The following is an 11,032-nucleotide window of genomic DNA, read 5'->3' as shown; positions in this document are numbered from 1 at the left end:
GAAGTCTGTCTGAGCAATCAGGTTGTTGCTTCTGAGCAGGACATAATAAGAGTAGCCCTGGAGAAGACCCAGCGCAACACCCAGATAACGGGTGATGGCTGAAATCTTCTTCTGGCCTTCCTCGCCTTCCTCACGAACCATACGCTCCAGTGCCGGAATGGCAACGGTGAGCAGCTGGATAATGATGGAGGCGTTAATATACGGAGTGACCGACATTGCGAAGATGGTCGCTCTGGAGAGGCCACCGCCGGAAAATACATTCATGAGGCCCAGCGCGGTGCCGGACATCGAATCAAAGTATGTTGCCAGCTGTGCAATGTCAATATAAGGTACAGGGATAGAGGAGCCTAACCGAAACAGAAGAATGATAAAAGCTGTATACATCAGCTTTTTCTTCAGTTCCGGAACTTGCCATGCGGCTTTTAAGGTCTCAAACACCTTATACCACCTCGGCCTTTCCTCCTGCTGCCTCGATTTTTTCCTTTGCGGAAGCAGAGAAAGCAGCTGCCTGTACGGTCAGCTTCTTCGTGATCTCGCCGTTGCCCAGTACCTTGACACCGTCGAGTGTCTTCTTTACCAGGCCAGCTTCAACCAGGTCAGCAGCAGTAACTACTGCGCCGTCCTCGAAACGGTTGAGATCGGATACGTTTACCACTGCATTCTCGGTACCGAAAATGTTGTGGAAACCGCGCTTCGGCAGACGACGAGCCAGCGGCATCTGACCGCCTTCAAAGCCCGGACGTACACCGCCGCCAGAACGAGCCCACTGGCCCTTATGGCCGCGGCCTGCAGTCTTGCCGTTGCCGGAACCAGCGCCACGGCCCTTGCGGAATGCAGGCTGAGTAGAACCTTCAGCCGGCTTCAGATCCTGTAACTTCATGTTCTACACCTCCTTATGCGTTAGCCTCGACCTTGACCAGGTAGCTGATCTGAGCGATCTTGCCACGAGTCTGGGCATTGTCGGGCTGAATGGTTACGTCGTTGATCGTCTTAAGACCCAAGGAATGAGCGGTGGCAATGTGCTTCTTGTTTCTGCCAGCCAGGCTCTTAACCAGGGTAATCTTCAGGTTTTCCATTGAAACTACCCCTCCTATTAAAGTTCTTCAGCAGACTTGCCGCGAACAGCAGCAACCTGCTCTGCGGTGCGCAGGCTCTTCAGACCTTCGATCGTTGCGTTTACAACGTTCTGCGGGTTGCGGGAGCGCAGGCACTTGGTACGGATGTCCTTAATACCAGCAACTTCTACCACTGCACGAACTGCGCCGCCAGCGATAACGCCGGTACCAGGAGCAGCCGGCTTCAGGAGGACACGGCCAGCGCCGAACTCGCCGATAGTCTCGTGCGGGATGGAGCTGCCCTTCAGGCTAATGGTTACCAGGTTCTTCTTTGCGTCCTCGATTGCCTTGCGGATTGCGTCCGGAACTTCGGCAGCCTTACCCTGGCCTACGCCGATGGTACCCTTCTGGTCACCAATGACAACCAGTGCAGCGAACTTCATAACACGACCGCCCTTGACGGTCTTAGATACTCGATTTAAAGCGACTACTCTTTCTTCGTACTCAGAGGCGCCGCGATCATACTTTCCAGCCATTTGTTTCCCTCCTTCCGATTAAAACTTCAGGCCGCCCTCGCGGGCACCTTCTGCGAGTTCCTTGACACGGCCATGGTATACGTAACCGCCACGGTCGAATACGACAGTGTCGATACCCTTAGCCAGTGCACGCTCAGCAATCAGCTTGCCGACCTTGCGTGCAGCTTCCTTGTTGCCGCCATACTCGCTGAAGTCCTTCTCGGTGGTGGATGCAGCTGCAAGCGTTACGCCCTGGACATCATCGATGACCTGAGCAAAAATGTTCTTAGAGCTTCTGAATACGTTGAGACGCGGACGCTGAGCAGTACCGGAAACTGCGCCGCGTACTCTCTTATGGCGTCTGAGACGCTGCTTGTTAGAGTCTTTCTTTGAAACCATTTAGGCACACCTTCCTTTACTTCTTCTTTGCGCCGGTCTTGCCTTCCTTGCGGCGGATATGTTCGTCAGCATACTTGATGCCCTTGCCCTTGTACGGCTCCGGCGGTCTCTTCTCACGAACTTCAGCTGCAAACTGGCCGACCTTCTGCTTATCCGGACCAGAGATGATGATCTTGTTGGTGCCCTCAACAGTGATGGTGATGCCGTCAACTTCATCAACAGTTACCGGATGGGAATAACCCAGGTTCATGGTCATGGTCTTGCCGGACTTGGATACACGGTAACCAACGCCGTTAACCTCGAGAACCTTCTGGAAGCCCTCGGTTACACCAATAACCATGTTGTTAATCAGGGAACGGGACAGACCATGCAGTGCACGGTTCTGCTTCTCGTCGTTCGGACGAGTTACGGTGATGGTGTTGCCTTCTACAGCAACATGCATTGCCGGATGGATCTCACGGGTCAGGGTGCCGTTCTTGCCCTTGACGGTGATGGTGTTGCCGTCGAGCTTAACCTCAACGCCTTCCGGTACTGTGATCGGTGCTCTACCAATTCTAGACATTCTCAGTACCTCCCCTTACCATACAAATGCAAGGACTTCACCGCCGACATTCAGCTCGCGAGCCTTCTTGTCGGTCATAACGCCCTTAGATGTGGAAATGATGGCAATACCCAGGCCACGCAGTACCTGCGGCAGCTCCTGAGCACCTGCGTATACACGCAGACCCGGCTTGGAAACGCGCTTCAGGCCGGTGATTGCCTTCTCATTGTTGTTGTACTTCAGTGTGATGTGGATGGTGCCCTGACCGCCCTCGATTACCTTGAAGTCCTTGATATAGCCTTCGTCCAGAAGAATCTGTGCAATAGCCTTCTTCATGCCGGAAGCCGGGACATCAACAGTAGCGTGGCGTGCAGTGCCCGCATTTCTGATGCGGGTAAGCATATCCGCAATCGGATCTGTGATCTGCATTACTTTGTCCTCCTTACAGAAGTTAGAGAGTGATTCTCTCCACTTTTCCGGGGCTGAATGTATTTTTTCAGCCGCGGGCGGGTTTACAGAAATGATATAGAGAAACAGTTAACGGTAGATCCTGTGATCTCCGTTAGCTGTTTTTCACAAAAATGAATTACCAGGATGCCTTCTTTACGCCCGGGATCTGGCCCTTGTAAGCCAGCTCACGGAAGCAAATACGGCAGATGCCATAGTTGCGCAGGTAAGCGTGCGGACGACCGCAAATCTTGCAGCGGTTGTAAGCACGAGTAGAGAACTTCGGCTTTGCCTGCTGCTTGAGAACCATAGACTTCTTAGCCATTTTCTACTCCTCCTTACTTTGCGAACGGAGCGCCCAGAGCAGACAGCAGCTCACGAGCCTCTTCGTCGGTGTTTGCAGTGGTTACAATTGCAATGTCCATGCCGCGAATCTTATCGATCTGATCGTACTCGATTTCCGGGAAGATCAGCTGTTCCTTCAGGCCGATTGCGTAGTTGCCACGGCCGTCGAAGGAGTTCGGGTTGATGCCACGGAAGTCACGGACACGCGGGAGAGCGATGTTGAAGAAACGATCGAGGAACTCCCACATACGGTCGCCGCGCAGAGTTACGCGAACGCCAACCGGCATACCCTCACGCAGACGGAAGTTTGCGATGGACTTCTTAGCGCGGGTTACGACAGCGTGCTGACCGGTGATCGTGGTGATGTCACGAACAACTGCATCGAGTACCTTGGAGTTGCCGTTTGCTTCGGAGCCGCAGCCGACGTTGATAACGATCTTGTCGAGCTTCGGGATCTGCATAACGCTCTTGTACTCAAACTTCTTCATCAGAGCAGGAGCAACCTCTGCCTGATATTTATCCTTTAATACTGGCATTTGTTACAACCTCCTCAATTAGTATGCTTCGCCGCAATGCTTGCACACGCGAACCTTGGAGCCATCCTCCAGGAACTTGTGAGCCGGACGGGTCTTCTTGTTGCACTTCGGGCAAACAGCCATTACCTTGCAGGCACGGATTGCGCCTTCGCGCTTAACGATACCGCCGGTCTCGCCCTGACGGCGCGGCTTGACATGGGTGGTGAGCATGTTAACGCCCTCGATCACTACCTGACCCTTCTTCGGGTTTACAGAGATGATCTTGCCACTCTTGCCCTTTTCCTTACCGGAAAGAACGACTGCGGTGTCGCCCTTCTTTACATGCAGAGTATTCATTAACGGACGACCTCCTTACAGTACTTCCGGAGCCAGAGACAGGATCTTCATGAAGTCCTTGTCACGCAGCTCTCTTGCCACAGGCCCAAAGATACGGGTACCCTGCGGGTTTTTGTCTTCACGAATGATGACTGCTGCATTCTCGTCGAAACGGATGTAGCTGCCATCTGCACGGCGTACGCCCTTGCGGGAACGAACGATAACGGCCTTAACGACCTGACCCTTCTTTACGCCGCCGCCCGGTGTGCACTTGCGAACCGAGCAAACGATGATGTCACCGATGTTGCCATACTTACGTGCGGAGCCGCCCAGAACACGGATGCACTTCAGTTCCTTGGCACCGCTGTTGTCAGCAGCACGGAGAAATGTTTCCTGCTGAATCATGTGCGCTCCTCCTTACTTAGCCTTTTCGATGATCTCTACAAGTCTCCAACGCTTGTCCTTGGACAGCGGGCGAGTCTCCATAACCTCAACGGTGTCGCCTACGCGGCACTCGTTGTTCTCGTCATGAGCCTTCAGCTTGTAGGTTCTCTTGATAATCTTCTTATAGAGCGGATGCTGTACGCTGTCCGCGATAGCAACGACAATCGTCTTGTCCATCTTGTCAGAAACGACCTTGCCGACTCTTGTCTTGCGGAAAGTTCTATCAGCCATTTGTAGTTACCTCCCTTACGCCTTTTCCGTCAGCTGATGCTCACGGAGAATAGTGTTGACTCTGGCAATATCGCGCTTAACTTCTGCGATTCTCGTCGGGTTTTCGAGCTGGTTGGTTGCATTCTGCAGACGCAGGTTGAAGAGGTCCTTCTTCAGGTCGGTGAGCTTAACTTCCAGCTCTTCAACACTCAGCTCTCTGATCTCTTTAGCCTTCATTATTCTTCACCAGCCTTCTCTTCACGCTTGACGAACTTGGTCTTGAGCGGCAGCTTGTGGGATGCCAGACGCAGTGCCTCGCGAGCTACTTCTTCGGAAACGCCTGCGATCTCGAACATTACGCGACCCGGCTTTACTACTGCTACCCAGTACTCCGGAGCGCCCTTACCGGAACCCATTCGAGTTCCAAGCGGCTTCTTAGAAACCGGCTTGTCCGGGAAAATCTTGATCCAGACCTGACCGCCACGCTTGGTGTAACGGGTCATGGCAACACGGGCTGCCTCGATCTGGTTGGAGGTGATCCAGCACGGCTCAGTTGCCTGCAGGCCATACTCACCATGGGATACCTTATTGCCGCGAAGAGCCTTGCCCTTCATGTGGCCTCTGTGTACTCTGCGGTACTTAACTCTCTTCGGGAGAAGCATTAACGGTTGCCTCCTTCCTGTCTGTCCTGTCTCTGACGGCGGTAGCCACCACGACGATCGCGGCGGTCACGGCGGTCTCTGCGGTCACGGCGATCGAATGCCGGCTTCGGAGCCTCGATGTTGCGGTTCAGACGCGGGCCGCCCTGGAGCACTTCGCCCTTGTAGATCCAAACCTTAACGCCGATCTTGCCGTAAGTGGTGTTTGCCTCAGCAAAACCATAATCAATGTCTGCACGCAGGGTCTGCAGCGGAATGGTGCCCTCATGATAGGACTCGCTGCGAGCGATCTCGGCGCCGTTCAGACGGCCGCCGCACTTGATCTTGATGCCCTTTGCGCCCATGCGCATTGCGCGGCCCATGCACTGCTTCATGGCACGGCGGAAAGCGATACGCTTCTCCAGCTGGCTAGCGATGTTCTCAGCTACGAGCTGTGCATTGGTGTCCGGGTTCTTGATTTCAATGATGTTGAGAGATACCGGCTTGCCCAGCATCTTCTCCATCTCCTTGCGGAGCTTCTCGATGTCCTCGCCGCCCTTGCCGATAACGATGCCCGGACGAGCGCAGGAAATGAAGATCTTTACTCTGCCGTTGCTGCGCTCGATCTCGATGGTCGGAACGCCTGCTGCGTACAGGGTCTTCTTCAGGAACTTACGAATGTTGTAGTCTTCCACGAGGAGGTCGCCAAACTCATTGTCCTTGGCAAACCAACGGGAATCCCAATCTTTAATTACGCCGACACGAAGACCGTGCGGATTAACTTTCTGACCCATAGTCTACCTCCTCCTTATTCCTTCTCTTTGAGTACCAGCGTGATGTGAGATGTTCTCTTCAGGATGCGGAATGCGCGGCCATGAGACATCGGACGGATGCGCTTCATGATCGGGCCCGGGCATACGAAGATCTGATCTACGTACAGCTTCTCCGGATCCATGTTGTGATTGTTCTCAGCATTCGCCATAGCGCTCTTGAGGAGCTTGGATAAGTGCTCAGATGCAGCCTTGGGAGTGTTCAGTAAGATCGCATTTGCTTCCGCTGCGCTCTTGCCGCGGATCAGGTCACAAACAACCTTTACCTTGCGCGGAGCGATGCGAACATTTCTCAAAATTGCTTTTGCTTCCATTTTCTAATGATCCTCCTTCAGCCTTACTTGCCGTTGTTGGAGGTCTTGCTGCCAGCGTGACCCTTATAAGTGCGGGTCGGGACGAACTCGCCCAGCTTATGACCAACCATGTCCTCGGTGATGTATACCGGAACGTGCTTGCGGCCGTCGTGAACAGCAATTGTATGACCAACGAATTCCGGGAAAATAGTCGATGCACGAGACCAGGTCTTCAGAACCTTCTTTTCGCCAGCTTCGTTGAGTGCAATTACTCTCTTAATCAGTTCAGGAGCCACAAAAGGGCCCTTCTTAATGCTTCTGCCCATATTTCATGTCCTCCCTTACTTACCGTTGCGTCTTCTGACAATCTGCTTGTCAGTACGATTCTTCGTCTTTCTGGTCTTGTAACCCAGAGCCGGCTTGCCCCACGGGGTAACCGGGCCCGGACGTCCGACAGGGCTCTTGCCCTCGCCGCCGCCGTGCGGATGGTCACACGGGTTCATGACAGAACCACGAACGGTCGGGCGGACACCGCGATGACGGGTCTTGCCAGCCTTACCAAGCTTCTGGTTGCTGTAATCCTGATTGCCTACGGCACCGATGGTAGCCATGCAGTTCAGGCGGATATAACGGTACTCGCCGGACGGCAGACGTACCTGAGCTACGCCGTTTTCCTTAGCCATCAGCTGAGCTGCGCCGCCAGCGGAACGAACCAGCTGAGCGCCCTTACCCGGGTACAGCTCGATGTTGTGGATTACGGTACCAACCGGAATGTTCTCGATCGGCAGTGCGTTGCCCGGCTTGATGTCAGCGCCGGTGGAAGAAATGACAGTGTCGCCAACAGACAGACCCTGCGGTGCGATGATGTAGCGCTTCTCGCCATCCTCGTACTGAACCAGTGCAATGTTTGCGGAACGGTTCGGGTCGTATTCGATGGTCAGGACGGTAGCCTTGATGTCCATCTTGTTGCGCTTGAAGTCAATGATTCTGTACTTCTGCTTGTTGCCGCCGCCCTGGTGACGTACGGTGATTCTGCCATAGCTGTTACGGCCGGAATGCTTCTTCTTCTTTTCCAGAAGGCTCTTCTCCGGCTTGACCTTGGAAAGACCGCTGTAGTCAACTACGGTCATGTTGCGTCGAGACGGGGTGGACGCAGTATAGGTCTTTATCGGCATGTTTTTCAACTCCTTTAGATGATTTCAAACGTGTGCCCTTCGGCACGTTTCATTCCCTCGTGTGGATAAATTAGAGCATACCCTCGAAGATCTCCAGCTGCTTGGAGTCAGCGGTCAGGGTTACGACTGCCTTCTTCTTAGCCGGGGTCTTGCCGGTGTGAACGCCCATTCTCTTCCACTTGCCCGGGAGCTTGATGGTGTTGACGGAAGCGACCTTGACACCGAAGATCTCTTCGATTGCCTTCTTGATCTCTACCTTGTTAGCGTCGCCCTGTACTTCAAAAACGTACTTGTTCTCAGCGATACCAGACATGGAACGCTCAGTGATGACAGGCTTCTTGATAATATCGTAAGCCGACTTCATTATGCGTACACCTCCTCAAGCTTTGCAACTGCTGCCTTGTCAATGATGAACTTGTCAGCATTCAGGATGTCGTATACGTTCAGTGTGCTTACCGGGGTGGTACGAACGCCCGGGATGTTAGCAGCAGACTTTACCACGTTGACGCGAGTCTCCGGAGTAACTACGAGGCTCTTGCCAGTGGACTCTACATTCTTCAGGAATGCAGCGAAGGTCTTGGTCTTGATCTCGCCCATGTCCAGGCCGTCTACTACGATGATCTCGCCAGCAGCTGCCTTAGCAGACAGAGCGGAGATCAGAGCCAGACGCTTGGTCTTCTTGTTCAGCGAGTAGTTGTAGGATCTCGGCTTCGGGCCCAGAGCTACGCCGCCATGAGTCCACTGCGGAGCGCGGATGGAACCCTGGCGAGCACGGCCAGTGCCCTTCTGGCGCCACGGCTTGATGCCGCCGCCGCGAACCTCGGTACGGGTCAGGGTGGACTGAGTGCCCTGTCTCTGGTTTGCGAGATAATTCTTGACAGCAGCGTGAAGAACTACTTCATTCGGCTCGATGCCGAATACTGCAGCGTTCAGCTCCATCTCACCGGTCTTAGCGCCGGTCATATCAAATACGGATGCGATAGGCATGATGTATCCTCCTTTCCCTTTCCTTAGGCGTTCTTAACGGTGTTCTTGAGGAATACGATTCCGCCCTTCGGGCCCGGAACGGCGCCGCGAACTGCGATCATATTCATCTCAGCATCTACCTTAACAACGTCCAGATTCTGTACGGTTACCTGCTCTGCGCCCATGTGGCCCGGCATGATCTTGCCCTTGAATACACGGGACGGATCGGAGCAGGAGCCCATGGAACCCTGATGTCTGTGCATCGGGCCAGCACCGTGGCTCATCGGGGAGCGATGTGCACCAAAACGCTTGATGGTGCCTGCGTAGCCCTTACCCTTGCTGATGCCGGTGATGTCTACGCTGTCGCCCTCGGCGAATACGTCAGCCTTGAGTACGTCACCCAGGTTGTAGGACGACATATCGTCAAAGCGGAATTCCTTCAGGTACTTCTTTACAGCCTCGCCAGCCTTCTTCAGGTGGCCGAGCTGCGGCTTGTTGAGCTTGCGCTCTGCTACGTCGGCAAAACCGAGCTGTACTGCGTTGTAGCCTTCCTTCTCCTCTGTCTTGATCTGAGTGACAGAGCACGGGCCAGCTTCGATTACGGTAACCGGGATTACCTTGCCGTCAGCGTCGAAAATCTGGGTCATGCCAATTTTCTTGCCGATGATTGCCTTTTGCATGTTTGTTTCCTCCTTGTAGGTTATTGGTTGATGCGCGGTTTCCGCCCACCAACTTGACCTTGCCGCTCTATTGCGGCTTAGGCGATGTTTGGAATTTCTGAATCAGCACATCACTGGATGGCTTTTCCAGCTGCTTCCTTAAAGCTTGATTTCGATCTCTACGCCAGCCGGCAGATCCAGAGTCATAAGAGTCTCTACGGTGTTCTTGCCTGCGCCGGTGATGTCGATCAGTCTCTTGTGGGTGCGGCGCTCGAACTGCTCACGGCTGTCCTTGTACTTGTGCACTGCACGAAGAATGGTAACGACTTCGCGCTCGGTCGGCAGCGGGATCGGGCCAGAAACCTTTGCGTTGGTACGCTTAGCAGCTTCTACGATCTTCTCAGATGCCTGATCGATGAGCGAGTGGTCATAAGCTTTCAGTCTGATTCTGATTTTCTCTGCGTTAGCCATTGTGTGTTTTCCTCCTCGAACACTACATTATAAAAATGTGTCCTCGCGTTCGGAGAGAAACTGCAACCCCTCCGTGTGTATCACGTTTGGGCATAAGAAAAACCGGGCAAAACAGTCGTGTAGTTATGCAATCCGGCTTTGGATTTCACCGCAGTGGTTCCGGCTGTCGGCTTGTCAGCGCGTGCGCTGGCAGTCCCGAGCTTACACAGGAACATACCGGTGGTAGTTCGCAGTTGTCTCAACCGCCCGATTGTCGGACTTACTCCGCTGAAGTTACCTGCCTGAGCAGCAATCTCCAGCATCATCGCTCACTCGCCTTCTCGCGAGTGCTTCTATATGTTATAACATTTTGCCCGCAAAGTCAAGAAAATATCCCACGAAAATCCACGTTTTTTTGACGGATTTTTTGCTCGTTTTGTGCATTCGCTTGTGCTTTTCTTCCAAAACAGGCAAATTTGTCCGGCAAATGCCGGATTTTTGCCTGTTATTCCTCTTCTTGCGTCTGCCGAATGACGATAAAAAGTCCCTGAGATGCCGTCGGTGTGATAACCAGCTGGTCATTGCTGACGGATTCCAGCTCATAACCGACCGATTCCATGCCATCGGCAAGTCTCTGCATCATTTCCAGTCCGCCGTCTACGCGGTAATATTCCACGCCGTCCTCTGCTGCAATCAGCTCCGCCGATGCAGACAGCTCCGGCAGCCCAGCATTTCCCGCCGCCGCAATGACATAAGAATAGCTCATATCCGTCACGGCATCCGGCAAACGCAGGTTCTGCGACAAGACACTGCTCTGTGCGCTGTACTTCTGTACAGATGCTTCCTGTTTGGTTGTATTGACAAACAGACCTCCCAGCACGCCGGAGCAAACCAGCAGTGCAAAAATCGCCGCGAAGCACGCCAATGCCACAACAGGGATGCGCAGCCCCAGCGCACGCCAGCCAGCTCGTTCTCTCTGCTGACGCACCGCACTGCTGACTACTTCATCGCGCAGCTCTTCCGGTGCTTTTTCTTCTTCCATATGTGACAGCTCACGGCCAATTAGCGTCAAGTCGTTGAGATATGCCGCACAGCGCGAACACTCTTGAATATGATCGAGCAGCGCCGTTTTATCGTCCTCTTCGATGCACTCATCGACATACTGGCTGCACAGCTCTTGAAAATGCGGGCAGTCTCTGCCTTCTCCGCGCTTC

At 53.7% G+C, this 11,032-nt stretch carries 24 protein-coding genes; all 24 read right to left on the bottom strand.

Annotated features, from left to right (window positions below; translation table 11 throughout):
• A partial coding sequence (locus ACR0P9_RS03210) for a preprotein translocase subunit SecY (protein WP_432617398.1) occupies positions 1–438 on the bottom strand: 438 nt, incomplete at its 3' end.
• 1 nt (position 439) lies between these two features.
• A complete protein-coding gene (gene rplO / locus ACR0P9_RS03205) occupies positions 440–880 on the bottom strand; it encodes a 50S ribosomal protein L15 (RefSeq protein WP_216469592.1) in 441 nt (146 codons plus the stop codon).
• Positions 881–893: 13 nt separating this feature from the next.
• Positions 894–1,076, bottom strand: coding sequence for a 50S ribosomal protein L30 (gene rpmD / locus ACR0P9_RS03200; protein WP_432617397.1), 183 nt, complete (start codon positions 1,074–1,076; stop codon positions 894–896).
• A gap of 17 nt (positions 1,077–1,093) precedes the next feature.
• Entirely contained in the window at positions 1,094–1,591 is a 498-nt protein-coding gene (rpsE, locus tag ACR0P9_RS03195) for a 30S ribosomal protein S5 (protein WP_432617396.1), read from the bottom strand.
• Positions 1,592–1,609: 18 nt separating this feature from the next.
• Positions 1,610–1,969: a 50S ribosomal protein L18 gene (rplR, locus tag ACR0P9_RS03190; RefSeq protein ID WP_432617395.1), complete on the bottom strand. Its 360-nt coding sequence runs from the start codon at positions 1,967–1,969 to the stop codon at positions 1,610–1,612.
• Between the two features lie 16 nt (positions 1,970–1,985).
• Positions 1,986–2,531 (bottom strand): 50S ribosomal protein L6, encoded by a 546-nt coding sequence (gene rplF, locus ACR0P9_RS03185; RefSeq protein ID WP_432617394.1) that lies wholly within the window; start codon positions 2,529–2,531, stop codon positions 1,986–1,988.
• Positions 2,532–2,546: 15 nt separating this feature from the next.
• A complete protein-coding gene (gene rpsH, locus ACR0P9_RS03180) occupies positions 2,547–2,939 on the bottom strand; it encodes a 30S ribosomal protein S8 (protein ID WP_216469597.1) in 393 nt (130 codons plus the stop codon).
• A gap of 157 nt (positions 2,940–3,096) precedes the next feature.
• The gene (locus ACR0P9_RS03175) at positions 3,097–3,282 is read right to left on the bottom strand and encodes a type Z 30S ribosomal protein S14 (RefSeq protein ID WP_216469598.1); all 186 of its coding nucleotides are present in this window, start codon (positions 3,280–3,282) and stop codon (positions 3,097–3,099) included.
• A 13-nt stretch (positions 3,283–3,295) separates the two neighbouring features.
• Entirely contained in the window at positions 3,296–3,838 is a 543-nt protein-coding gene (rplE, locus tag ACR0P9_RS03170) for a 50S ribosomal protein L5 (protein ID WP_432617393.1), read from the bottom strand.
• A gap of 18 nt (positions 3,839–3,856) precedes the next feature.
• A complete protein-coding gene (gene rplX / locus ACR0P9_RS03165) occupies positions 3,857–4,174 on the bottom strand; it encodes a 50S ribosomal protein L24 (RefSeq protein WP_216469600.1) in 318 nt (105 codons plus the stop codon).
• Between the two features lie 15 nt (positions 4,175–4,189).
• On the bottom strand, positions 4,190–4,558 hold the full coding sequence (gene rplN / locus ACR0P9_RS03160; RefSeq protein WP_432617392.1) for a 50S ribosomal protein L14: 369 nt from the start codon (positions 4,556–4,558) through the stop codon (positions 4,190–4,192).
• Between the two features lie 12 nt (positions 4,559–4,570).
• Positions 4,571–4,828, bottom strand: coding sequence for a 30S ribosomal protein S17 (gene rpsQ / locus ACR0P9_RS03155; protein ID WP_216469602.1), 258 nt, complete (start codon positions 4,826–4,828; stop codon positions 4,571–4,573).
• 15 nt (positions 4,829–4,843) lie between these two features.
• On the bottom strand, positions 4,844–5,044 hold the full coding sequence (gene rpmC / locus ACR0P9_RS03150; protein ID WP_432617391.1) for a 50S ribosomal protein L29: 201 nt from the start codon (positions 5,042–5,044) through the stop codon (positions 4,844–4,846).
• On the bottom strand, positions 5,044–5,469 hold the full coding sequence (gene rplP / locus ACR0P9_RS03145; protein WP_432617390.1) for a 50S ribosomal protein L16: 426 nt from the start codon (positions 5,467–5,469) through the stop codon (positions 5,044–5,046). The genes rpmC and rplP overlap by 1 nt, the downstream gene beginning before the upstream one ends.
• Positions 5,469–6,239, bottom strand: coding sequence for a 30S ribosomal protein S3 (gene rpsC, locus ACR0P9_RS03140; RefSeq protein WP_432617389.1), 771 nt, complete (start codon positions 6,237–6,239; stop codon positions 5,469–5,471). Before rpsC ends, rplP begins: the two co-directional genes overlap by 1 nt.
• Before the next feature lie 14 nt (positions 6,240–6,253).
• Positions 6,254–6,589 (bottom strand): 50S ribosomal protein L22, encoded by a 336-nt coding sequence (gene rplV / locus ACR0P9_RS03135; protein WP_432617388.1) that lies wholly within the window; start codon positions 6,587–6,589, stop codon positions 6,254–6,256.
• Positions 6,590–6,612: 23 nt separating this feature from the next.
• The gene (rpsS, locus tag ACR0P9_RS03130; RefSeq protein ID WP_087022556.1) at positions 6,613–6,894 is read right to left on the bottom strand and encodes a 30S ribosomal protein S19; all 282 of its coding nucleotides are present in this window, start codon (positions 6,892–6,894) and stop codon (positions 6,613–6,615) included.
• 15 nt (positions 6,895–6,909) lie between these two features.
• On the bottom strand, positions 6,910–7,743 hold the full coding sequence (gene rplB / locus ACR0P9_RS03125) for a 50S ribosomal protein L2 (protein WP_216469607.1): 834 nt from the start codon (positions 7,741–7,743) through the stop codon (positions 6,910–6,912).
• A gap of 70 nt (positions 7,744–7,813) precedes the next feature.
• Positions 7,814–8,107, bottom strand: a complete 294-nt coding sequence (rplW, locus tag ACR0P9_RS03120) for a 50S ribosomal protein L23 (RefSeq protein ID WP_216469608.1) — start codon at positions 8,105–8,107, stop codon at positions 7,814–7,816.
• Positions 8,107–8,730, bottom strand: a complete 624-nt coding sequence (gene rplD, locus ACR0P9_RS03115; RefSeq protein WP_432617387.1) for a 50S ribosomal protein L4 — start codon at positions 8,728–8,730, stop codon at positions 8,107–8,109. The genes rplW and rplD overlap by 1 nt, the downstream gene beginning before the upstream one ends.
• A gap of 23 nt (positions 8,731–8,753) precedes the next feature.
• The gene (rplC, locus tag ACR0P9_RS03110; RefSeq protein ID WP_432617386.1) at positions 8,754–9,389 is read right to left on the bottom strand and encodes a 50S ribosomal protein L3; all 636 of its coding nucleotides are present in this window, start codon (positions 9,387–9,389) and stop codon (positions 8,754–8,756) included.
• A 138-nt stretch (positions 9,390–9,527) separates the two neighbouring features.
• Positions 9,528–9,839: a 30S ribosomal protein S10 gene (gene rpsJ, locus ACR0P9_RS03105; protein ID WP_216469611.1), complete on the bottom strand. Its 312-nt coding sequence runs from the start codon at positions 9,837–9,839 to the stop codon at positions 9,528–9,530.
• Between the two features lie 80 nt (positions 9,840–9,919).
• Entirely contained in the window at positions 9,920–10,144 is a 225-nt protein-coding gene (locus ACR0P9_RS03100) for a hypothetical protein (RefSeq protein WP_216469612.1), read from the bottom strand.
• Positions 10,145–10,323: 179 nt separating this feature from the next.
• Positions 10,324–11,032: anti-sigma factor family protein (locus ACR0P9_RS03095; RefSeq protein WP_432617385.1), on the bottom strand; the 709-nt coding region annotated here is incomplete at its 5' end.

The organism is Butyricicoccus sp., assembly GCF_050872565.1.
Taxonomy (GTDB): domain Bacteria; phylum Bacillota; class Clostridia; order Oscillospirales; family Butyricicoccaceae; genus Butyricicoccus_A.
This window is presented reverse-complemented; position numbering and strand designations above follow the sequence as displayed.